Origin of the sequence: Litorihabitans aurantiacus, assembly GCF_030161595.1 — a bacterium.
In the GTDB taxonomy this organism is placed as follows: Bacteria; Actinomycetota; Actinomycetes; order Actinomycetales; family Beutenbergiaceae; genus Litorihabitans; species Litorihabitans aurantiacus.
In genome coordinates, this window is sequence record NZ_BSUM01000001.1 from 440014 (window position 1) to 459895 (window position 19882).

Annotated in this window: 18 protein-coding genes, 1 tRNA gene, 1 pseudogene and 1 riboswitch; of the genes and pseudogenes, 12 read left to right on the forward strand and 8 right to left on the reverse strand. The window is 73.9% G+C overall.

The features are described 5' to 3' along the window. The first annotated feature begins 21 nt into the window (after nucleotides 1–21). The gene (locus tag QQK22_RS02090) at nucleotides 22–600 is read left to right on the forward strand and encodes a carbohydrate ABC transporter permease (protein ID WP_284249060.1); all 579 of its coding nucleotides are present in this window, start codon (nucleotides 22–24) and stop codon (nucleotides 598–600) included. Beyond that, a complete protein-coding gene (locus QQK22_RS02095; protein ID WP_284249061.1) occupies nucleotides 590–1549 on the forward strand; it encodes a carbohydrate ABC transporter permease in 960 nt (319 codons plus the stop codon). The genes QQK22_RS02090 and QQK22_RS02095 overlap by 11 nt, the downstream gene beginning before the upstream one ends. 57 nt (nucleotides 1550–1606) lie before the next feature. On the opposite strand, the gene QQK22_RS02100 is transcribed toward QQK22_RS02095, so the two are convergent. Together QQK22_RS02100 and QQK22_RS02105 are read right to left on the reverse strand one after the other, a co-directional pair. Next, a complete protein-coding gene (locus QQK22_RS02100; RefSeq protein WP_284249062.1) occupies nucleotides 1607–2335 on the reverse strand; it encodes a hypothetical protein in 729 nt (242 codons plus the stop codon). A 19-nt stretch (nucleotides 2336–2354) separates the two neighbouring features. Next, nucleotides 2355–3236 (reverse strand): response regulator transcription factor, encoded by an 882-nt coding sequence (locus tag QQK22_RS02105; protein WP_284249064.1) that lies wholly within the window; start codon nucleotides 3234–3236, stop codon nucleotides 2355–2357. A 1138-nt stretch (nucleotides 3237–4374) separates the two neighbouring features. Here QQK22_RS02105 and QQK22_RS19130 point away from each other — a divergent pair. The 4 genes and pseudogenes from QQK22_RS19130 to QQK22_RS02125 all read left to right on the forward strand — a co-directional run. Further along, nucleotides 4375–4431 (forward strand): annotated as a pseudogene (locus tag QQK22_RS19130) (hypothetical protein); the annotation flags it as partial. 30 nt (nucleotides 4432–4461) lie between these two features. Beyond that, entirely contained in the window at nucleotides 4462–5001 is a 540-nt protein-coding gene (locus QQK22_RS02115) for a sensor histidine kinase (protein WP_284249067.1), read from the forward strand. Continuing rightward, a complete protein-coding gene (locus QQK22_RS02120) occupies nucleotides 4998–5408 on the forward strand; it encodes a hypothetical protein (protein ID WP_284249069.1) in 411 nt (136 codons plus the stop codon). Before QQK22_RS02115 ends, QQK22_RS02120 begins: the two co-directional genes overlap by 4 nt. Further along, nucleotides 5405–6130: a hypothetical protein gene (locus tag QQK22_RS02125; RefSeq protein WP_284249071.1), complete on the forward strand. Its 726-nt coding sequence runs from the start codon at nucleotides 5405–5407 to the stop codon at nucleotides 6128–6130. The genes QQK22_RS02120 and QQK22_RS02125 overlap by 4 nt, the downstream gene beginning before the upstream one ends. On the opposite strand, the gene serC is transcribed toward QQK22_RS02125, so the two are convergent. Then, nucleotides 6106–7239 carry a phosphoserine transaminase gene (serC, locus tag QQK22_RS02130; RefSeq protein WP_284249072.1) on the reverse strand — a complete coding sequence of 378 codons (1134 nt, stop codon included), beginning with the start codon at nucleotides 7237–7239 and terminating at the stop codon, nucleotides 6106–6108. The two genes, QQK22_RS02125 and serC, sit on opposite strands and share 25 nt — an antisense overlap. A 144-nt stretch (nucleotides 7240–7383) precedes the next feature. Here serC and QQK22_RS02135 point away from each other — a divergent pair, with 144 nt between their 5' ends. The 3 genes from QQK22_RS02135 to QQK22_RS02145 all read left to right on the forward strand — a co-directional run bounded on the left by QQK22_RS02135 (nucleotide 7384) and on the right by QQK22_RS02145 (nucleotide 10486). Next, nucleotides 7384–8073 (forward strand): iron-dependent transcriptional repressor DtxR, encoded by a 690-nt coding sequence (locus QQK22_RS02135; protein ID WP_284249073.1) that lies wholly within the window; start codon nucleotides 7384–7386, stop codon nucleotides 8071–8073. A 166-nt stretch (nucleotides 8074–8239) separates the two neighbouring features. Continuing rightward, a riboswitch (cyclic di-AMP (ydaO/yuaA leader) is annotated at nucleotides 8240–8414 on the forward strand. A gap of 66 nt (nucleotides 8415–8480) precedes the next feature. After that, complete coding sequence (locus QQK22_RS02140) at nucleotides 8481–9272, forward strand: C40 family peptidase (protein WP_284249074.1); 792 nt, start codon at nucleotides 8481–8483, stop codon at nucleotides 9270–9272. A gap of 224 nt (nucleotides 9273–9496) precedes the next feature. Then, entirely contained in the window at nucleotides 9497–10486 is a 990-nt protein-coding gene (locus QQK22_RS02145) for a universal stress protein (RefSeq protein WP_284249075.1), read from the forward strand. Between the two features lie 132 nt (nucleotides 10487–10618). On the opposite strand, the gene QQK22_RS02150 is transcribed toward QQK22_RS02145, so the two are convergent. The 3 genes from QQK22_RS02150 to QQK22_RS02160 all read right to left on the reverse strand — a co-directional run bounded on the left by QQK22_RS02150 (nucleotide 10619) and on the right by QQK22_RS02160 (nucleotide 11846). Beyond that, complete coding sequence (locus QQK22_RS02150; RefSeq protein ID WP_284249076.1) at nucleotides 10619–10942, reverse strand: hypothetical protein; 324 nt, start codon at nucleotides 10940–10942, stop codon at nucleotides 10619–10621. A gap of 222 nt (nucleotides 10943–11164) precedes the next feature. Continuing rightward, nucleotides 11165–11563 carry a hypothetical protein gene (locus QQK22_RS02155; protein ID WP_284249077.1) on the reverse strand — a complete coding sequence of 133 codons (399 nt, stop codon included), beginning with the start codon at nucleotides 11561–11563 and terminating at the stop codon, nucleotides 11165–11167. Nucleotides 11564–11773: 210 nt separating this feature from the next. Then, a tRNA-Arg gene (locus tag QQK22_RS02160) sits at nucleotides 11774–11846 on the reverse strand. A gap of 363 nt (nucleotides 11847–12209) precedes the next feature. Here QQK22_RS02160 and QQK22_RS02165 point away from each other — a divergent pair. From QQK22_RS02165 to QQK22_RS02175, 3 genes are all read left to right on the forward strand, one after another. After that, nucleotides 12210–13184 carry an aldo/keto reductase gene (locus QQK22_RS02165; RefSeq protein WP_284249078.1) on the forward strand — a complete coding sequence of 325 codons (975 nt, stop codon included), beginning with the start codon at nucleotides 12210–12212 and terminating at the stop codon, nucleotides 13182–13184. Nucleotides 13185–13295: 111 nt separating this feature from the next. After that, nucleotides 13296–13475, forward strand: coding sequence for a hypothetical protein (locus QQK22_RS02170; RefSeq protein ID WP_284249080.1), 180 nt, complete (start codon nucleotides 13296–13298; stop codon nucleotides 13473–13475). Between the two features lie 65 nt (nucleotides 13476–13540). Then, entirely contained in the window at nucleotides 13541–18145 is a 4605-nt protein-coding gene (locus tag QQK22_RS02175) for a hypothetical protein (protein ID WP_284249082.1), read from the forward strand. Nucleotides 18146–18615: 470 nt separating this feature from the next. Here the strand turns inward: QQK22_RS02175 and mscL are convergent, their stop codons facing one another. Both mscL and QQK22_RS02185 read right to left on the reverse strand, forming a co-directional pair. Continuing rightward, nucleotides 18616–19140 (reverse strand): large conductance mechanosensitive channel protein MscL, encoded by a 525-nt coding sequence (mscL, locus tag QQK22_RS02180; RefSeq protein WP_284249084.1) that lies wholly within the window; start codon nucleotides 19138–19140, stop codon nucleotides 18616–18618. Nucleotides 19141–19176: 36 nt separating this feature from the next. Then, nucleotides 19177–19752, reverse strand: a complete 576-nt coding sequence (locus QQK22_RS02185; protein WP_284249087.1) for an SAF domain-containing protein — start codon at nucleotides 19750–19752, stop codon at nucleotides 19177–19179. Nucleotides 19753–19882 lie beyond the last annotated feature (130 nt).

Below are 19882 nucleotides of genomic sequence, written 5' to 3' on the forward strand. Positions count from 1 at the left end.
CTCAACCGACGCTGGCCCGGCGTGACGGTGTTCCGGACGATCTTCTTCTCGCCCGTGGTCATCTCGCTCGTGGCCTGGACGATCGTGTGGGGCTTCCTGCTGCAGTCCAACGGCGGCATCAACGGGCTGCTCGCGACGGTGGGGATCGACGGCCCGAACTGGCTGCGCGAGGGGTGGGGCGCGATGCTCGCCGTCATCGTCGTGCAGGTGTTCAAGAACGTCGGGCTCAACATGGTGCTGTTCCTCTCGGCGCTCCAGGGCGTGCCGCGCGAGCTGCACGAGGCGGCGCGGATCGACGGCGCGAGCGACCCGGCGATCTTCCGCCGGATCACGCTCCCGCTCATCTCGCCGATGATCATGCTGACCTCGATCATCACGATCGTCGGCTCGCTGCAGGTCTTCGCGCAGGTCGCGGTGCTGACTCAGGGCGGGCCCGGCATCTCCACCACGGTGCTCGTGTACTACCTGGTCCAGCAGTCCTTCGACTTCCACCAGTTCGGCTACGGCTCCACGCTCGCGATCGTCCTGTTCCTCATCGTGCTCGTGCTGACGATCGCGCAGTGGCAGCTGCGGAAGAGATGGGTCCACTATGAGAGCTGACACCGCGCTCGCCCCCGTGCCGCCGCCGGCCGACCCGCGCACGGCCGACGGCGTCGAGGCCTCCGGAGCCGCCGCGCGCCGTCGCACGCAGCGGCGCCGCGAGGGCGAGATCCACCGCAGCCCCGTGTGGCGTCGCGTGCTGTTCTACGCCGCGCTCGTCGCGCTGACGCTCCCGTTCGTGCTGCCGACCTGGTGGATGTTCACCTCGGCGCTCAAGCCGGTCAGCGAGATCTTCGCCTACCCGCCCACGCTGTGGCCGACCGACGTCACCTGGCAGGCGTTCCGCGACGCGTTCACGATGCAGCCGTTCCTGCGGCAGTACTTCAACAGCGTCTACATCGCCGTGCTGGTCACGCTCGGCACGATGCTCGTGGCGACGATGGCCGGCTACGGCTTCGCCCGCGTGAAGTTCCGCGGTCAGAACGCGCTGTTCCTCGTGGTGCTGCTCGGCCTGCTCATCCCGAGCGAGGTGACGATCGTGCCGCTGTTCCAGATGTTCAACGGCTGGGGGATGGTCGACACCCACTGGCCGCTCATCCTCGCGACGACGTTCGGCGCCCCGAGCGTGCTGGCGACGTTCATCATGCGGCAGTTCTTCATCACGCTGCCGGTCGAGCTGGAGGAGGCCGCGCGCCTCGACGGGCTCGGACGCTGGCGCACGTGGTGGTACATCGCGGTGCCGCTGGCCCGGACGGCGCTCGCCGCCGTCGCGATCTTCACCTTCCAGCACGTGTGGAACCTCTACCTCGAGCCGACCGTGTTCCTGCAGACGCCCGAGATGTTCACGCTGCCGCAGGCGCTCACGCGCTACTCCGACGCGTACGGCGGCGAGCTGTGGAACGTGCAGCTCGCCGCGGCCACGATGACGGTGATCCCGGTGCTGATCATCTTCTCGATCGCGCAGAAGCAGTTCGTGGAGGGGCTGGCGCAGACCGGGTTGAAGGGGTGAGGCAACGGCGGCGGTGGCCCGGAGACCCGGGGCGCCGCCGCCGTCACCGCGGGGCCGTCAGCTCCCGGCGGGCGGCGCGATCGCGACGGTGATCCTGTCCGTCGCGGTCTGCTTGCTGAACGCCTGGGCGCGCGGCGTCGTCGCGATGAGGATCTCGTAGGAGAACGTCAGCTCCACCGAGCGCGCCTCCTCGGGCAGCGGCGGCACGAGGACGGTCGTGGAGTAGCTGTAGGGGTCCTCGATCGTGTAGCCGGGCTGCACCGTCGCGTCGTCCACGAGGTCCGGCGGCTGGGAGACGAGGGCACCCGACTCGTCCCGGGCGACCGAGGTCACGTGCAGCCGTGCCAGGTAGGCCGGCGCGTCCTCGTTCTCCTGGGCCGTGAGCGAGAGGCTGACGGGCTTGGACGCGTCCGGCGTCCAGTCCGCCATGTTGAGGTCCGACCAGTACGTCGCCGTGAGCGTCGCGGCGCCGGCCGTCAGGGTCCGCTCGGTGCTGCCGCTCTGGAGGTCGTTGACGACCTGCGTCAGCGTCGGCTGCGGCTCCGGCGTCTCACCGGGCTCCGGCGGACCGGTCGTCGTGGCGTCCTCGCTCGGCGAGGCGGTCGCGGTGTCCGACTCCGACGGGGACGTGCTCGCGCTGCTGGAGGACTCCTCCGAGGACGTTGCGGTGTCGGTGTCCGTCGGGTCCTGCTCGATCTCCCAGGGCGGCGTGCCGCACCCGCTCAGCAGCAGGAGCGAGGCGAGCGCCGCGGCGACGGTCAGCGAACGGGTGCGGGGCGGGCGCATGGTCGTGGCTCCGGGCTCTCTAGCGCGACGGCGTCGCGCGCGGTGCGTTGAGGCGGTAGCCGACACCGCGCACGGTGTCGATCCAGCGCGGGCTCGAGGTGTCCTCGCCGATCTTGCGGCGCAGGTTGGCCATGTGGACCTCCACGCTGCGGTGGTCGGACGGCGTGACCAGCGTGCCGACGTCGTACTCGTCGCCCCAGAGCGCGCGCACGAGGTTGTGCTTCGTCACGACCTTGCCGACGTTGACCCACAGCGCCGAGAGGATGTCGAACTCGCTGCGCGTGAGGGCGACGTCCGCGCCGTCGACCTCCACGATGCGGGCGTCGCGATCCACGCGCAGGCCGTTGATGACGTCGTGGGCGGGCGTCGCGGTGGCGGCCGACGCCGCCGCGGAGCCGGCCGGGGCCGCGTGGCGACCCGTCTCTCGCGCGTCGTCACCGGTCGGAGCGGGTGCAGCGGCCGAGGCCGTGGCGACGGTCGGCGTGACCGCGGGGCTCGGGGCGAGGTCGGCCCCGGTGCGACCGGCGCTGCGCGGACGGCGGAGCATCGCCTCGACGCGGGCACGGAGCTCGCGGGGACGGAAGGGCTTGGTCATGTAGTCGTCGGCGCCGACGTCGAGGCCCGAGAGGGTGTCGATCTCGTCCCCGCGCGCGGTCAGCATGATGATGTAGGCGTCGCTGTTGGTCCGGACCCGCCGCGCGACCTCGAAACCGTCGATGTCGGGCAGGTTCACGTCCAGCGTGATGACCAGCGGATCCACCTGCGAGGCGAGCTTCACGCCGCTGCCGCCGTTGCTCGCGGCGTGCACGGTGAAACCGGCCTGGGCCAGCACGGTCTCCAGCAGCAGACGGATGTCTGGGTCGTCCTCGATGACGAGGGCCACTCTCTCGGCGAACTCCACGGACCCACCATAAGGGGAACCTGGCCGTACGGCTCAGTGAACACGAACATTTTCTTGCGCCCGGCGTGCGGGAGGCCGTCCGTGCTGGGAACATGTGCCTCGTGACCGCTCGCCCGAGCGCGGTGACCGCTGTGGACGAGCCCGGTCGTTGGCTCGACAGAAGCGTGTTCCTGCGCAACCTCCCCGGGGTCGCCGCCATCGTCCTGGTCTGGACGGCTGCCGCGATCATCTTCCCCGACCTGACCCGCAGCCCGGCGTTCCTGCTGGCGTCCGGTCTGGTGCTGCTGTCCCTCACGATCTCCTTCGTCGTCCCCTGGCACCGGGTGCCCGCGTGGCTGGCGCTGCTGCCCCCGCTGCTGCTCATCGGCTCGGTCGGCTCCCTCGCGTTCGACGGGCTGCGCATCTCCATCGTCGCGCTCGTCCCGATCATCGACCTCGCGCGCCACCACGGCCGGCGCGGTGCCGTCGCCGGCGTCCTGGCGGCGCTCGGCGCGTCCCAGGCTGAGGCGATCCTCACCTCCTCGGGGATCGACGACGAGGGCGCGATGCGCATCGTCGTGATCAGCATCGTGTTCGTCTCCGTCGCGGCCGTCGTCACCGCGCTCGAGGAGCGAGCGGAGGCGCGGCGGCGGCTCCTCGCCCGGCAGGGCCGGTCCCTCTCCGTCGCGCTCCAGGGCATCGACGTCGACCGCGCACTCCTGCAGGCGGCGATCGGCGCGATCGGCGTGGGCGTGGTCGTGATCGACGGCGCCGGCCGCGTCGTGCACGCCAACTCGACCATGGCGCGGCTCGGCGCGGTCACGCTGCCGCGCGGGCTCGACGTCGCGACCCTGCCGCGGGTTCAGGGCGATGACGCGACGCCGTCGGGCGCCGACCTGCGCGGCTACCTCGAGCGTGCGCTCCGGGACGACCCGGTCCGGGACGAGACGCGGTGGTGGACGCTGCCCGACGGCAACCGCGTCGCGCTGCGCGCCAACGTCGCGCGCGTGGAGACGCCCCGACCGCGTGGGGCCTTCCGCGTGCTCGTGCTCGAGGACCTGACGACCGAGGTCTCCGCGGTGCGCGAGCGGGAGGACTTCATGGGGGCCGTCTCGCACGAGCTGCGCACCCCCTCACCTCCGTGCTCGGCTACCTCGAGATGGTGCTGGAGGACGAGGACACCCCCGCGCCGTCGCGCGCCCGCCTCGAGATCGCCGAGCGCAACGTGCGCCGGCTCGACGCGCTCGTGGAAGACCTGCTCGCCGACGCCAGCGCGCGCCACGCCTTCGCCGACCCCGTGATCGAGAGGGTCTCCGTCGGGCGCCTCGTGCGCGACTCCGTCCAGGTGCTGACCCCGCGCGCCGCCCGCGCCGGCGTCGACATCGAGTCCGCCGTCGAGAGCGGGCTCGTGATCCGCGGGGACGCGCGCGCCGTCGGGCAGGTGATGGACAACCTCGTCTCCAACGCCGTGAAGTACTCGGACACCGGGGACACCGTGGTCGTGGTGGCCGAGCGCGAGGGCGACGACGTCGTCGTCCGCGTGGCCGACAACGGCATCGGGATCTCGCCCGAGGACCAGGAGCGGCTCTTCGAGCGCTTCTTCCGCTCCGAGTCCGTGCGCGGCGAGCGCCACGGCACGGGCCTCGGCCTGCACCTCGTCCGCGAGATCGTGCTCGCGCACGGCGGCACCATCGAGGTCGACAGCGACCTCGGCGAGGGCACCCAGATCACCGTGCGGATGCCCTACGCCGGCGAGCACCCCGCACCCGAGCCGGAGACGCCGTGAACCTCGACCTCAACACCCTTCTGATCGTCTGCACGCTGGTCGTCGTCACGTCGTGCGTCCTGTACCTGACGAGCTCCTCGCGTCGCCGCGGCATGGATGCGGTCGACCGCAGCTGGACGATCACGTTCCTCGCGCTCCTGATGGCCACCCTGGCCTACCTCCTGTCCGGCCTGCGTGAGGTCGCCATCCTCACGGTGGCGATCGGTGACGGGTTCTTCGTTCTCGCGATCGGTGCGCTGTGGGCGGGTGCGCGGGCGTTCGCAGGTCACCGGCCGCGGCTCTGCCTCGCGATCGGCACCGCTGTCGCGGTCGCCGTCGCGGCCGCGATCTTCGGCGCGAGCGGGGAGTGGGCCGGGTCCTACGCCTACCTCGTGGGCATCGGGGGTGGTCGCTCGCCGCCGCCGTGACGATCCTGCGCGGGCCGCTGCGCGCGCAGCCGGCCATGGTCGCGCTCGGCGGCGTCGCCGGCGTCTTCGGGCTGTTCCAGGTCACGCGGATCACGGTCGCCGGCGTGGCCGGGTTCGACAGCCCCCTGTTCCTGGAGTGGTTCGGGTCGGAGATCGCCACGATCGTCGGCACCCTCGTCGCGCTCGTCGGCTCGTTCGCCATGACGGCCGCCCGCGCCCCCGAGGGCGTGCACGAACGCGCGGGTCAGCTGCGGTTCGACCCCTACCACGGGCTGCGCACACCCGCGTGGCTCGCCCGGCGTGCCGATCTCGACACCGATCGCGCCGCGGAGTCCGGCCTTCCCAGCTCGGTGGTCCTCGTGCGCGTGCGCGACCTCGACGAGATCGCGGCGGGGTTCGGCCGTCCCCTGGCTCTCGAGGCGTTCGAGCGCGTGGCCGAGGAGGTGGTGGCCGGTGTGCCGAGGGACGTGCTCGCCGGCACCGTCCCCCACGTGCCCGCCACGATCGTGATCGTCGCCCCGGGCGCCGACGAGACCGCCGTGCTCGAGCTTGTCGGCATGCTGGAGCAGTACCTGCGGGCGATCTCCGTGCGCGAGGGCGAGGTGGAGCTGCCGGTGCTCTGCGACCTCACGCCCGCGACCGGGTCGACCTCGTGGCGGCGGCTCGTGTCGCAGGCCGCCGCCGAGGCCGACGCTGCTCAGGCCAGCCGCTCCACCACGTAGTCCACGCACGCCGTCAGCGCGCGCACGTCGTCGGGCTCGACGGCGGGGAACAGGCCCAGGCGCAGCTGGTTGCGGCCGAGCTTGCGGTAGGGGAAGACGTCCAGCACGCCGTTGTCGCGCAGCGCGCGGATGACGGCGGTGTGGTCGATCGCGGGGTCGAGGTCGATCGTGGCGACGACGGGCGAGCGGTGCTCGGGCACCGCGACGAACGGGCTCGCCCACGGGCGCGCCTGCGCCCACGCGTAGACGTGGTCGGAGCTCTCGCGGCTGCGGCCCGCGGCCCAGGCGAGCCCGCCGTTGTCGGCGAACCAGTCGAGCTGCTCCGCGAGGAGCGCCAGCGTCGCGATCGCGGGGGTGTTGAGCGTCTGCTCGAGGCGCGAGTTCGCCACGGCCTGGGACAGGTCGAGAGAGTCCGGGATCCAGCGGTCGCTCGCGGCGATCTCCTCGATCCGTGCGAGCGCGGCGGGGGAGCAGACCGCGAACCAGAGCCCGCCGTCGGACCCGAACACCTTCTGCGGGGCGAAGTAGTAGACGTCGGCCTGGGTGAGGTCGACGGCGGCGGCGCCCGCGATCGAGGTCGCGTCGACCAGGGTGAGCTGGTCGCGCGAGGTGCCCTCCGCCGTCGGGCGCTGCACGGGGGACACGACGCCGGTGGAGGTCTCGTTGTGCGCCCAGGCGTAGACGTCGACCTCGCCGTCGGGCGTGACGAGGGCGCGATCGCCCGGCTCGGCGCGCGTGACGTGGCTGGGGCTGAGGAAGGGGGCGCGCGTCGTCGCACTCGCGAACTTGGCGCTGAACTCGCCGTGCACGGCGTGGTGCGCGCGCTCGCGCACGAGCGAGAAGGTGGCGGCGTCCCAGAAGCTCGTGCTGCCGCCGTTGCCGAGGACGACCTCGTGACCCTCGGGTGCGCCGAGCAGCTCGGCGATCCCTCGGCGCACGCGCGCGACGAGGTCCCGCACGGGAGGCTGGCGGTGGGACGTGCCGAGCACGGAGGTGCCGAGGGCGGCCAGCACGTCGACCTGCGCGCGGCGGACCTTGGAGGGGCCGGAGCCGAAGCGGCCGTCCGCGGGGAGCAGCTGGGCGGGGATCGGGACCGCGACGTCGGGCATGGGCGCCATTCTGGCAGGCGGCCTGGCATGGGGCTGCGGCTCCGCCGGCGGGCAGGGGCGGGTGCCGAGGCCGTAGGCTGGGCGCGACGGTGACGACGGGCTGCGGGGGGCGTTCCCCGCGGCCCCGCATGAAGGGCCAGCCGCGTGAGCGACCTGATCGACACGACCGAGATGTACCTCAAGACGATCTACGAGCTCCTCGAGGAGGGCATCACGCCACTGCGTGCGCGCATCGCCGAGCGGCTCGGTCACTCCGGCCCGACCGTCTCGCAGACGGTGGCGCGCATGGAGCGCGACGGCCTCGTGGTGGTCACCGACGACCGCCACCTCGAGCTCACGCCGCTCGGCCACGAGCGTGCGATGCACGTGATGCGCAAGCACCGCCTCGCCGAGCGGCTGCTCGTCGACGTCATCGGCCTGGACTGGGCGCACGTCCACGAGGAGGCGTGCCGGTGGGAGCACGTCATGAGCGAGCAGGTCGAGGCGCGGCTGCTGCAGCTGCTGGACCACCCCACGCACGACCCCTACGGCAACCCGATCCCCGGCCTCGACGAGCTGGGCGACCTGGTCACCGAGCCGTTCCTGTCGGGTGTCAGCACGATCGTGCAGGCCGTGACCGCGGGGCGCGGCGAGGTCGAGATCAAGCGCATCGGCGAGCCGCTGCAGGTCGACGTCGAGCTGCTGCGCCGGTTCGAGGAGGCGTCGGTGCGACCGGGGGTCACCGTCGGGGTGACCCGCGAGGGGTCGACGCTGACGCTCCGGGCGGTGGGCGCCGACGTCGTGCTCGACCTCCCGACGGAGCTCGCGAAGCACGTCTTCGTCGCCGCTTCCTGACCACCTCTTGACCCTCACCCGGGCCCCGTTTTTACCCGCGCGAACACCGCGCTGAGGGGTGTGACGGGCGTCACGAAACAGGCCGTGACCTGAATGTGACCTGGCCCGATTCGTGGGCTACTGTCAGTGCGTTCCGGTCGCTCGACCGGGGCTCCCAGCGGTACGTCGAGCCCTACCGCCGCGCGGGAAAGTCGGTCCAGGTAGGGACGGGGGAACCACGTTTCCACGGGTCACGATCGTGATCCTCGGGGTGTAGCTCCCGCACCGCTCGCGGTGCGAGAGCCGGGCTATCTCCAGCCCGAACCCGACAGCTCACCCCGCAGGCGTTCGGAGGAAGTTCTTTGACCCAGGCGACTACGCGCGGCCGCCACGCAGCAGCAACGCGCCCCTCGACCCCGCTCGACGTGATGTCGACCAGCATCACCGCATCGTTCCAGGGCAAGGCCGGCCGCTCCGCCGTCGTCGCCGTGGCAACCTCCGGCCTCGTGCTCGGCGCCTCCGCCGCCGCGACCGCCGAGCCGGCGTCCAACGACGTCATCAAGGCCCCGAGCCTCAAGTCCACCTCGCTGTCCGTCGCCGCCGTCGAGCGCGCCGGGACGCAGACCTCCGTCGTCGTCGACGCCGGTGCCGAGATCGGTTTCGCCGCGGCGACCGTGTCGGCCGAGGCGCCGCCGCCCCCGCCGCCGCCGGTCGTGCGCACGGTGACGTCGCGCACCCGCACGGCGCCCGCCGTCGAGCAGGAGACGCAGCGCGAGACCCGCGCCGCCGACACCGCCGCGACCGACACCGACGGCGCTCCTGCGGCAGACGAGGCCGAGGCTCCCGTCGAGGAGACCGCGGCTGCTCCTGCGATCGACGGCGGCACCGCGTCCGCCGTCGTGAACGAGGCGTTCAAGTACGTGGGCGTCCCCTACGTCTCCGGCGGCGCCAGCCCCTCCGGCTTCGACTGCTCGGGCTTCGTCCAGTACGTCTTCGCGCAGGTCGGCGTCTCGCTGCCCCGCACCTCGGGCGCCCAGGCTGGTGCCGGCTACCGCGTCTCGGCCTCCGAGGCCCGCGCCGGCGACCTGATCTACTCGCCCGGCCACATCGGCATCTACCTCGGTGACGGCCAGCACATCGCGGCGCGCAACGCGTCCACGCCGCTCAAGGCCGGACCGGTCTACATGAAGAACCCGACCTACATCCGCGTGCTGGGCTGACACCCGCACCACGCGATCTCGCGAAGGGCCCGGACCTGCTGGACCGGGCCCTTCGTCGTGCCCGCGTCGCTCACGACCGTTAGGGTCGGCTCAAGAATCGTCGACGATGCGCGACGGGGGAGTCGGGGTCGACATCGCGCCGCGCGCGGCGCACGATCGAGGCACGACCGATCCGCGATCGACGGCGACCGCAGACGATCGGAGCCGGGAGGACGGTGGACAGCGTGACGGGGACGGCTGAGCGCAGGACGGTGCTGGTCGGGGTCGACGGATCGGCCCCGAGCTCGTGGGCGCTGGAGTGGGCGTTCGCCGCGGCGCGCCGGCGCGGGTGGACGCTGCGGGTGCTGTGCTCCTATTCGCTGCCGTCGTTCACCGTGGCGTCGCTCGACGGCGGGTACGCCGCGCTCGACGACAGCGCGGTCCGCCGGTCCGCCCAGGGCGCGCTCGACGGCGCGCTGGCGCAGGTCGAGGGTCGCGGGGTGGCTGTCGAGGGGGTGCTCGAGACCGGCGACGCGGCCGGTGCGCTGATCGAGGGGAGCGCGACGGCGGGGCTCGCCGTCGTCGGCACGCGCGGCGGGGGCGGGTTCACCGACCGGCTGCTCGGCACGGTGTCGACGGCGCTGCCCGCGCACGCGCGCTGCCCGGTGGTGGTGGTGCCGCTGCGGGACGAGCACGGCGGGCGCGGCGGGCGCGGCGGCGACCGGCCGCTGGGCGGTGAGGAGGAGGGCGACCTCAGCCTCGGTCACCGCTGGACGGCCAGCGCCCCGGTGACGTCGCCGGCGCGGATCGTGGTCGGGGTGGACGGGTCGGCGAGCGCGCGTGCGGCTCTGACCGCGGCTGTGGAGGAGGCGGCGCGCTGGGGTGCGGAGCTGACCGCGGTGGCCGGGGTGCCCATGGCGCACGGCGCCGGTGTCCTCGGGTGGCTGCCGGCGGCGATCGACCGCGACCAGGTGCTGGCCGACGTGCGGGCAGGTCTCGAGGTGATGGTGCACGAGGCGGTCGCCGGCAGCGACGTCCGTGTGAAGCTGCACGTGCTCGACGGTTCGGGCGCCGCGCTGCTCTCGGAGTTCTCGACCGCGGTGGACCTCGTGGTGGTCGGATCGCGCGGCCGCGGCGGGTTCACGGGGATGCTGCTGGGCTCGACGAGCCAGTCGGTGCTGCACCACGCGTCGTGCCCGGTGCTGGTGGTGCCGGTCCGCCGCCACCCCCGCTGACCCCGCCGCCTCCGCGAGGGCTCTGTGGGGCGCCGCGAGGTACTTGTGGGGCGTCGCGAGGTACTTGCGGGCACCGGCGAGAGACTTCAGGGCGTCCGCGAGAGACTTCCCGGGCTCACGCCGGGCCCCTCGTCAGCGCTCGCCGGCCTCGCCCTCCGCCAGCTTCGCCAGTCGGGCGAGAGCGACGGCGGCGGCGAGGGTGCACCCGACCGTCGCCGCCGTCCGTGAGAGGGCCCGTGGCCCCCGACCGAACCACACGTCGTAGCCCCAGCTGACCTCGGAACGGCCGCCGTCGCCGTCGACGGGCCGCACGATCATCTCGACCGTCCCGCGGAACATCCCGCCGACCTTCCGGTACGTGGCGCGCCGACCGCCGTCGGGCGACTGCGCCAGCCGCTCGAGGACCATCTCGTCCCGGAGGAGTCCGAGGGAGACCGCCTCGAAGGTGTCACCCACGGCCGGGGGCCGGGCGGCGCCGTCATCGTGGTGAACGGGAAGGCGCCGGCGTGCCGGGGGAGGTCGGTGAGGACCGCGAACGTGGTGCCGACGGGTGCGGCAACCGTGCGCGTGGCGCGGGCGGGGCGGCCGGTGAGGAACAGGGGCATCTCGTCACGGTAGCCGCGTGCCCGCGCCGCGCCCATGATCGCGTGCTCTTGCGGGAGTGGCGATCGCGCCGCCTCAGGCGATGGAGTCGAGCGCCGAGGACTCCCCGGCGAGGTCCGACGCGTCGAACGGCTGGGCCGGAAGGGCTTCGATGTGACGCGCGGACTTCTCCTCGAGGAACGCGCACAGCTCGGCGGCGACCTGCAGCTCCGCGGCGAGCTCGTGGAGCTCGGTGCTGCTCAGGACGGTCTCGTCGGGCTGCGGCTCGATGACCACGCGCCAACGGGGGTCTCCGGGCGGCGCCGGCTGCATGTAGACGGTCGTGGTGGCGTTGCCGAGAGGGACGACGACGAGTCCCGTGTCGCTCCCGGGCGGACCGTCGTGGATCACGACCCGTGCGGCCTCACCGACCGGGCGGGTGGGGATGAACTCGGCCAGCCATCGGTCGAGGGTCTGCTTGCTGCGGAACGGCATCGTTCGCCCTCCCGGGCATCGTGGAGCGGAGTCACCACCGGACTCTCGCTGATCGTAGGGGGATGTACGTTGGCACGCGACCAGAGCCAGATGTGGCGAGGTCGACGCGCGGTCGTGGGTGATCGTGGGGGTACCCGGGGACGGCCCGCCCGGATGTCGGGCGGGGCCGCGGGCGGGCCCGCCGTCGTCGCTGGTCAGGGCGGTTCGGGGTGCCCCCGACACGATTCGAACGTGCGACCTACCGCTTAGGAGGCGGTTGCTCTATCCCCTGAGCTACGAGGGCGGGGTCCGACGGCGCTGCCGCGGCGGCCACCACCCTACCGGCCGCTGTCTGCCGGAGCTCTCGCGTCCCGCGGGCGCCATCGACTCGGAAGAGAGGATCGTTCGTTGCGCCCGCCCGCCCTCGTCGGCGTGTCCCGCGAGACGCGCCGGTCGCGACCGAGGCGATCCTCCCGGGGCGAGCCGGCCGTTGGTCGAGGAAGGCGGGCGACGGCGGGACTCGCCGAGGGTCGCCAATCCTCTCGGGGAGGGTCCGCAATCCTCTCGGGGACGGTCAGCAGAGCTCTCGCGACAGGGCGGCGGCCGGGATGTGGACCGTCGGACGCGGTCCTGTCCGAGCCCACCCCGACCGTGTGACGCTGGACGCATGAGCGACTCAGACCCCACCCTCACCGCAGCAGCCGGCTCCTCGCACGCACCCCTGGGTGACGTCGGCCCCCTCGTCCTCGGCGGCAACGTCTTCGGCTGGACCGCCGACCGCGAGGCGAGCTTCGCCGTCCTCGACGCGTTCGTCGAGGCCGGCGGCCGCCAGATCGACACCGCCGACGTCTACTCCGCGTGGGTCGACGGCCACTCCGGCGGCGAGTCCGAGACGATCATCGGCGAGTGGCTCGCCACCAGCGGCCACCGCGACGCCGTCCAGATCGCCACCAAGGTCTCCAAGCACCCCGGCCGCCCCGGCCTCGCCCGCGACAACGTCCGCGCCGCGATCGAAGAGTCCCTGACGCGCCTGCAGACCGACGTCATCGACCTCTACTACGCGCACGCCGACGACGAGTCGCAGTCGCCCGAGCAGATCGCCGCCACCTTCGACGAGCTCGTGACCGAGGGCAAGGTCCGCGCGATCGGCCTGTCCAACTTCTCCCCGGAGCGCCTGCGCGCCGTCGTCGAGGCCGCCCGCAGCGAGAACCTCGTGCCGGCCGCCTACGCGCAGGACCGCTGGAGCCTCGTCGAGCGCTCGATCGAGGGCGCCCTCGTGCCGGTCCTCGCGGACCTCGGCGTCATGCAGCTGCCCTACTCCGCCCTCGCCTCCGGCTTCCTCACGGGCAAGTACCGCGACGGCGTCGACGTCGACTCCCCGCGCGCCGGCGGTGCGGGCGCCTACCTGGAGCGCCCCGGTGCGGCCGGTCTCCTGGAGGCGCTCGACGGCGTCGCACGCGCCCACGACGTCGCGCCCGCCTCGGTCGCGCTCGCCTGGCTCCGCACCCGCCCCACGGTCGGTGCGCCGATCGCGAGCGCGCGCTCGACCGACCAGCTCCCCGCGCTCGTGGCCAGCTTCACCCTCGACCTGAGCCCCGAGCAGATCCGCGAGCTCGACGACGCGAGCGACGCACTCGGCTGACACCGGCGCGGGGCGCGGCCGCGCGGCCCGCAGGTGCGACGATGGACGTCGAGTCCTCGCCCGCACCCGGGCGCGCGCGGCCGCACCCGCGGCGGGAAGCTGGAGGTAGGTGTGACGCGGCACGAGAACACGGACGCGACGGAGGTCATCCCCGTCATGTCCGACTCCCCGCAGGAGTCGGGTCCGCAGGAGCGGCCCGACGGCGCAGCATCCCCCGAGCACGAGGTGCGTGACGCGCCGGTCGCGTCGGAGGATCAGGGCGACGGCGACGGCGCGTTCCGCCCCCGCTGACCCCGCCCGAGCCGGTCGAGGGCGAGGACGATCTCGCCGACGGGGCGGAGGACGCTGTCGGGCGCGTGCCCGAGGCCTCCGAGCCCGACGCCGCGTCCGAGGCCGACGCCGAGTCGGACGCCGAGGCCCAGACCACGTCCGACCCCGAGGCCGAGCCTGAGGCTGAGCCCGAACTCGAGTCCGAGCCCGCCCCCGCCCCCCGTACCCGCCGCGGCCGCCGCCGGATCGCGGCGCTGCGCGACGCCGTCGTGCGCTCCTACGACGGCCGCACCCGGCCGCCCGTCGCGAGTCCCGACTCGCCGAGCGCGCCCGAGCCCGACCTGCCCGCGCTCCCGCAGGGCCGCGCCGACACGGTCGCGCTGGCCACGCGCGAGTGGCAGGAGACGCTCTCGGCGATGGGCGGTGAGTCCGCGCTGCGCGACATCGAGACGCTCGCCGACGCCACGCTCGACCTGTCCGCAGCCCACCCGGGCGGGATGGCGCAGTTCCTCGCCGGCCGCCCCACCACGCTCGGCCTGCTGGTGCGCGAGCCGTCGGCCCTGGCCCACGCGCGCCGTCGGGCCCGCGCCGTGCTCACGCGCGCGGCCGAGCACCACCACCGCTACGGCGTCACGGCCACGACGGCGGCCCTCGGCGTCCTGACCTGGTCGGACCCGGTGGGTGACGACGCCGCTGACGGTTCGGACACCGCGCGCGTCGTGATGCGCGCCCCCGCCTTCCTGCGCCCGGTCAGCCTCGAGGTGCCCGACGGCGGCCACGAGCCGACCCTCGCGCTGCACTCCCGCGCCACGATCAACCCCGTCGTCGAGCGTGCGCTGCTCGCTGCGGGCGTCGACGTCGAGGCGCTCGCCGCGCCCGCCGTCTCGGGCTCGGGGGACCTGCGCGTCGCGCTCGACGCGATCCGCGACGTCGCGACCGGCGTCCTCGAGGACGTGGACGTCACCGAGCTCATCGTGGTCGGCTCGTTCGCCCACCCCGGCCAGATCCTGGCCGACGACCTCGGCGGCGGCTGGCTCGCCGAGAACGACGTCGTCGCGGCGCTCGCGGGCGACGACGAGGCGCTCGCCGCCCTCGACGTCCCGCTCCCGCCCGAGACCCGCGGCGACCGCGACCCCGGGGCGGAGCGCGGCGTCGGCGATCTCGACCCCGCGCAGCACCGGGTGCTCGACGCCGTCGCGAGCGGGCTGAGCGTCGTCGTCGACGCGCCCCCGGGGGCACCGACCACCGAGACCGTGGCCGCGATCGTCGCCGACGCCGCCGCGTCGGGGCGCACCGTGATCCACGTGCCCGGCACGCGCCGCGCCGGCGAGGCGCTGCGCTCGCGCCTCGACGAGCTCGGGCTGCCCGGTCTCGTGCTCGACGCGTCGGCCGGCTCCAGCCAGGGCGCCGACGTCGGCGAGCTGATCACGCAGCGCCTCGGTGCCGACCTGCCGCCCGTGGACGCCACCGGCATCATGCGCACCCGCGGCGAGCTGTCCCGCCTGAACTCCGCGCTCGCCGCGCGCGTCCACGCCTGGCACGCGCCGCGCCCCGAGTGGGGTGTGACCGCGCACGGCGCGATGCAGGCGCTGGCCGAGCTGACTGCGGCCCGCCCCGCGCCCCGCAACCAGGTCCGCCTGTCGGCCGCCGTGCTGAACCGGCTGACCCCGCGCGGTCTCGCCGACGCGCGCGGCGAGCTCGCCACCGCCGCGACGCTCGGCGCGTTCCAGATCCGGCGCAGCGACAGCCCGTGGTACGGCGTCGAGCTGGGCGACGCGGACGAGGCGCGCCGCGTCGTCGAGCAGGTCCAGCGGCTCGCGGTGCGCACCGTCCCGGCGCTGCGCCAGCGGATCGCCGTCGCGACCGCGCAGACCGGTCTCGAGCCCGCCACCACGCTCGCGGTGTGGATCGAGCAGCTGCGGATGCTGCAGGGCGTGCGCTCCGCGCTCGACGTCTTCCAGCCGCAGATCTTCGAGCGGTCCGCCGCCGACCTCGTCGCGGCCACGGCGCCGCGCTCCGAGCGCTCCGACCACGACGAGCTGCCCGCCGGCGTCCGGCGGCGGCTGCGCCGCGAGGCGCGCGACCTGCTGCGACCCGGCCGGCACGTGACCGACCTGCACGGCGAGCTCGTCGCGGTCCAGGAGCAGCGCGAGATCTGGCGCATCCACTGCCCCGCGGGCGGCTGGCCGCGGCTGCCCGACGACATGTCCGAGCTCGTCGGCGTCACCGACGAGGTCGTCACGGCCCTGGCCGAGCTCGAGTCCGCGATCCGCCCGACCTACGACGCCGACGTGCCGCTCGAGCACGTCGACCTCGAGGCGCTGGCGGACCACCTGCTGAGCCTGGCCGAGGACGAGAGCGTCTCGCGCGCGCTGCCGGAGCGCACCGGGTCGATGGCGCGGCTGCACGACCTCGGCCTCACCGACCTGCTGGCCGACCTCGCGGCGCGGCGCGTGCCGCTGAACCTCGTCGGCGCCGAGCTCGACCTGGCCTGGTGGGCCAGCGTCCTGGAGGAGATCCTCGCCTCCGACCCCGCGCTGCGCGGCGCGACCACGTTCGGGCAGGACGTCGCCCGGTGGCGCGCGCTCGACGTCGAGCAGGTGCGCTCCCTCGTCCCGCCCGTGCGGCTGGCGACGGCGCAGCACCTGCGGCAGGTCGCACTCGCCCACAAGGACGCCGCGCGCGACCTGTTCCGGGCCGCCGACGCGGCCCGCCGCGGCACCGCGGGACTCGACCTGCGCACGACGCGGGCGCGCTACGCGCCGGTCACGGCCGCCGTCGTGCCCTGCTGGAGCGTGCCCGCGATGCTCGTGCCGCAGGTGCTGGAGCAGGACGAGCGGGCCGACCTGCTCGTGCTCGCCGACGTCCAGAACCTCACGACCGACCAGGTCGTCGCCGCGATCGGGCGCGCCCGGCAGGTCGTGCTGGTCGGGGACGTGCGCCGCGGCGGGACGGGTGTGGTCGCCGACCTCGCGGAGATCCTGCCGCACGTGCAGCTCGACACCGAGCGCACCGACCGCGACGAGCACCTGACCTCGTTCCTCGCCGCGCACGGGTACGACGACGCCGTGCGCCGCGTGCCGTCACCGCCCGGCCCCTCGCTCATCCGCCTCGACCTCGTCGACGGCCGCGGCGTCGCGGTGCTCGGCGGCGTGGTCGAGACGGTGCCGGCCGAGGTGGACCGCGTGGTCGACCTCGTGGTCGAGCACGCGCTGTCGCAGCCGAGCGAGAGCCTCGCCGTCGTGGCGCTGAACGCGCGCCACGCCTCGCGGATCCGCGACGCGGTCGCGCAGGCCGTGGCCGAGGCGCCCGCGGTCGCGAGCTTCTTCGACACCGCCCGGCCCGAGCCGTTCGCGGTGGTCGACATCGAGCAGGCGGCAGGGATGCGGCGCGACAGCGTCATCCTCAGCGTCGGCTTCGGCAAGTCGCCGCACGGTCGCGTCATCCACCAGTTCGGCGCGGTGAGCACGCCGCACGGGGTGTCGCTGCTGGTCGACGCGATCGACGCGTGCCGCGGCCGGCTCGTGGTCACGAGCTGCATCGCGCCGTCGGAGCTCGACTCCTCGCGCCTGCGCGCGGCCGGGTCGAAGATGCTCGCCGACCTGCTGGCGTTCGCCGAGGCGGGCGGCGACATCGAGGTCGAGACGGGGGAGCGCGAGGGGTCGCCCGACCCGCTGCTCGTCGATCTCGCCGACCGCCTGTGGCGCATGGGGCTGCAGGTCGTGGCGAACTACGGACCGGTCGGCGGGGTGCGGATCCCGCTGGCGGTGGGGCACCCGCACCTGGCGGAGTCCTTCGGCGTCGCGATCCTGTCCGACACCGAGGAGTACGTAACGACGCCGAGCCTGCGCGTGCGTGACCGGCACTGGGTCGAGCGCCTCGAGCGCCGCGGCTGGGACGTGGTCGTGCTGGCCTCCCTGGACGTGTTCCTCGACCCCGACGACGCCGCGCAGCGCATCCTGCACGCCGTGTCCGAGCGCGTGCGCGCCCAGGGCGGCGACCGCGTGGTCGCACCGAGCGCGGCCGCGCCGCCGTCGCTCGTGGAGGAGGAGGGGTACGACGACGACGTCGTCGCGCCCGATGCCGCCGCGGGCGCCGCGGTCGGGGTCGAGGTCGGGGGCGACGGCGACGGCGATGCGTCCGGTACGGCCGACGACCACGACGGCGCGGATCGCGCCGACGAGACCGGGTCGTCCACGACCGGCCGCGTCGACGACGAGGTCGACGGCGGTTCGATCGACGACCGGGCCTCCGGTGGCTCACGGGACGAGGACCGAGCCGTTGGCGACGATCGGGTCGACGAGACCGGGGCGTCCGCGGCCGGCGGTCTGGACGACGGGGTGGACGGCGGACCGGTCGACGACCGGACGGCTGAGGGCGGCTCCGCGAGCGGTGCGGCGGAGGAGCGGGTCGACGAGGGTTCGCTCTCGGACGGGGATGTTACCGACGACGCCCGGGACCCTGCTCAGGACGACACCCAGGACGACGACCAGCTCGACGAGGGGCCTTCGCGTCCCGGTCCGGCGACGGCGGCGCAGATCGTGTCGGCCTCCGACCCGGCCGCCGAGCCCGCACCCGCTCCGGTGATCCCGGACCGTGCGTGGGAGGACGACGATCGTGCGTGGGGCGAGCGCTCGCCCGACGACGACGCCGACCGCATCCTGCGCGAGCGCCCGCCCCACTGGGGCTGACCTCGCGGCCGCGGCGCCGCCGACCGGGACTGACGCGGACCGACCAGAGCGGGCCCGACGGCGTCGACTGTCACGTTCTGCACGGATAAGCGCGCTTATCCGTGCACGACGTGACAGTCGACGCGCTATCCGTGCAGAACGTGACAGTCGACGAGTGACGGGCGTTCCTTGTGGTCGCCAGTTCGTCGACCGCTGCACCGCACGCGGTTAGCGAGGACTATCCGCGCCTGGCGCAGCATTCGATTGCCTACCCGCGTCGAACGCAGCAGTCGATCCCCTATCCGCGCCTGGCGCCGCACTCGATTGCCTACCCGCGCCTGGCGCAGCAGTCGATTCCCTATCCGCGCCTGGCGCAGCACTCGTTTCCCCTATCCGCGTCGGACGCAGCAGTCGATGGCCACCCACCCACGGACGACGAACGGCCACCCGGCAGCTGCCGGGTGGCCGTTCGCGTCTCGAGGTGGTGCGCGCTACGGGCGCGGCTGCTGTCCCGGAACCTGACCCGGTCCCTCCGCCTGAGCCTTCAGCAGGTCACGGATCTCGCCGAGCAGGATGACGTCGTCGGACGGCGCCTCGGGCGTCAGCTCTTCGGCCTTGTTTCGGCGCGCCGCCAGCTTGTTCAGTGGCAGCACGACGATGAAGTAGATCGCCGCGGCGACGATGAGGAAGTTGAACAGCGCCGTCAGGATCGTGCCCGGTCGGAGTGTGGCGCCGACCTGCTCCACGCCGTTGGCGTCGGTCCAGACGGCGTTCCCGATGGTGAACGCCCCGATCTCGTCGAGGTTGGGCTGTCCGAAGATGCCACCGACGAGCGGGTTGATCACACCGTCGACGATGGCTGTCACCACAGCCGTGAACGCCGCACCGATGACGATGCCGACCGCGAGCTCGATCGCGTTGCCGCGCGAGATGAACTCCTTGAACCCGTTGAGGAATCCGGTGCGCTTGCGGATCGCGTCGGACGCCTGGGAGTAGCGCTGGGCGGGACTGGTCATGGGGTGCCTCCTGGGTCGATGGGTGCGAGCGCCGCGTCACGCCCCCGCCTCCACCGCGACGGTCAACGTGCCGCCGGCACTGGCGTCGAGCACGAGGGTAGCGACATCGCGCGGAACCGCCAGGAGGAGCAGCGGTGCGCCGCTCTCGCTCGACCCGAGCAGTCCGCCGGCGCTCTCGGCCTCGACCCTGCTGACCAGGACGGCCTCGGACGTCAGCAGCGTCGGCCCCGCGCCCGTGGCGGAGACGAGGCGCAGCGGCGTCGCCGTCGGCAGCAGGCTCGCGACGGCGGGGTCCGCCAGCCGCACCGGCACCACCAGCTCCCCGGGACCGGCGCCCGACCACGCGCCCTGCTCGACGAGATCGGTGCCGACCAGCGGCACGCCCGCCGCGACCGGGTGCCCGACGCGCAGCCCCGCGACGTCGTCGACCGCCCGGACGGCCGCGGCCGGGACCGCACCCGGCGGGAGGTCGAGCGTCGCGAGATCGCCCTCGGTGAGCAGGTCACCGGGCGCCAGGTCACGGGCGGGGACGACGACGGCGGTGTGCGCCGCGGGCGCAGGTCGCAGCGCCCCGATGGTTGACCAGGCCGCGATCGCGACGAGCACGGCCACCAGCGCAGGGCGGTAGCGCCACAGGAGCGAGCGCAGCGAGCGCCGCCGCGCGGGGAGAGGGGGTGCGCCGTCGTCATGCCGCGACGCTAGGGCCGGACGCCGACGCGCGAGGTGCGGGGACGGCCCGGTG

Excerpts from the sequence above, each read along its gene's own strand:
- QQK22_RS02095 (WP_284249061.1), top strand. The coding sequence starts at position 590 with ATGAGAGCTGACACCGCGCTCGCCCCCGTGCCGCCGCCGGCCGACCCG.
- QQK22_RS02100 (WP_284249062.1), bottom strand. The coding sequence starts at position 2,335 with ATGCGCCCGCCCCGCACCCGTTCGCTGACCGTCGCCGCGGCGCTCGCC.
- serC (WP_284249072.1), bottom strand. The coding sequence starts at position 7,239 with ATGCCCGACGTCGCGGTCCCGATCCCCGCCCAGCTGCTCCCCGCGGAC.
- QQK22_RS02140 (WP_284249074.1), top strand. The coding sequence starts at position 8,481 with ATGTCGACCAGCATCACCGCATCGTTCCAGGGCAAGGCCGGCCGCTCC.
- QQK22_RS02155 (WP_284249077.1), bottom strand. The coding sequence starts at position 11,563 with ATGCCGTTCCGCAGCAAGCAGACCCTCGACCGATGGCTGGCCGAGTTC.
- QQK22_RS02165 (WP_284249078.1), top strand. The coding sequence starts at position 12,210 with ATGAGCGACTCAGACCCCACCCTCACCGCAGCAGCCGGCTCCTCGCAC.
- mscL (WP_284249084.1), bottom strand. The coding sequence starts at position 19,140 with ATGACCAGTCCCGCCCAGCGCTACTCCCAGGCGTCCGACGCGATCCGC.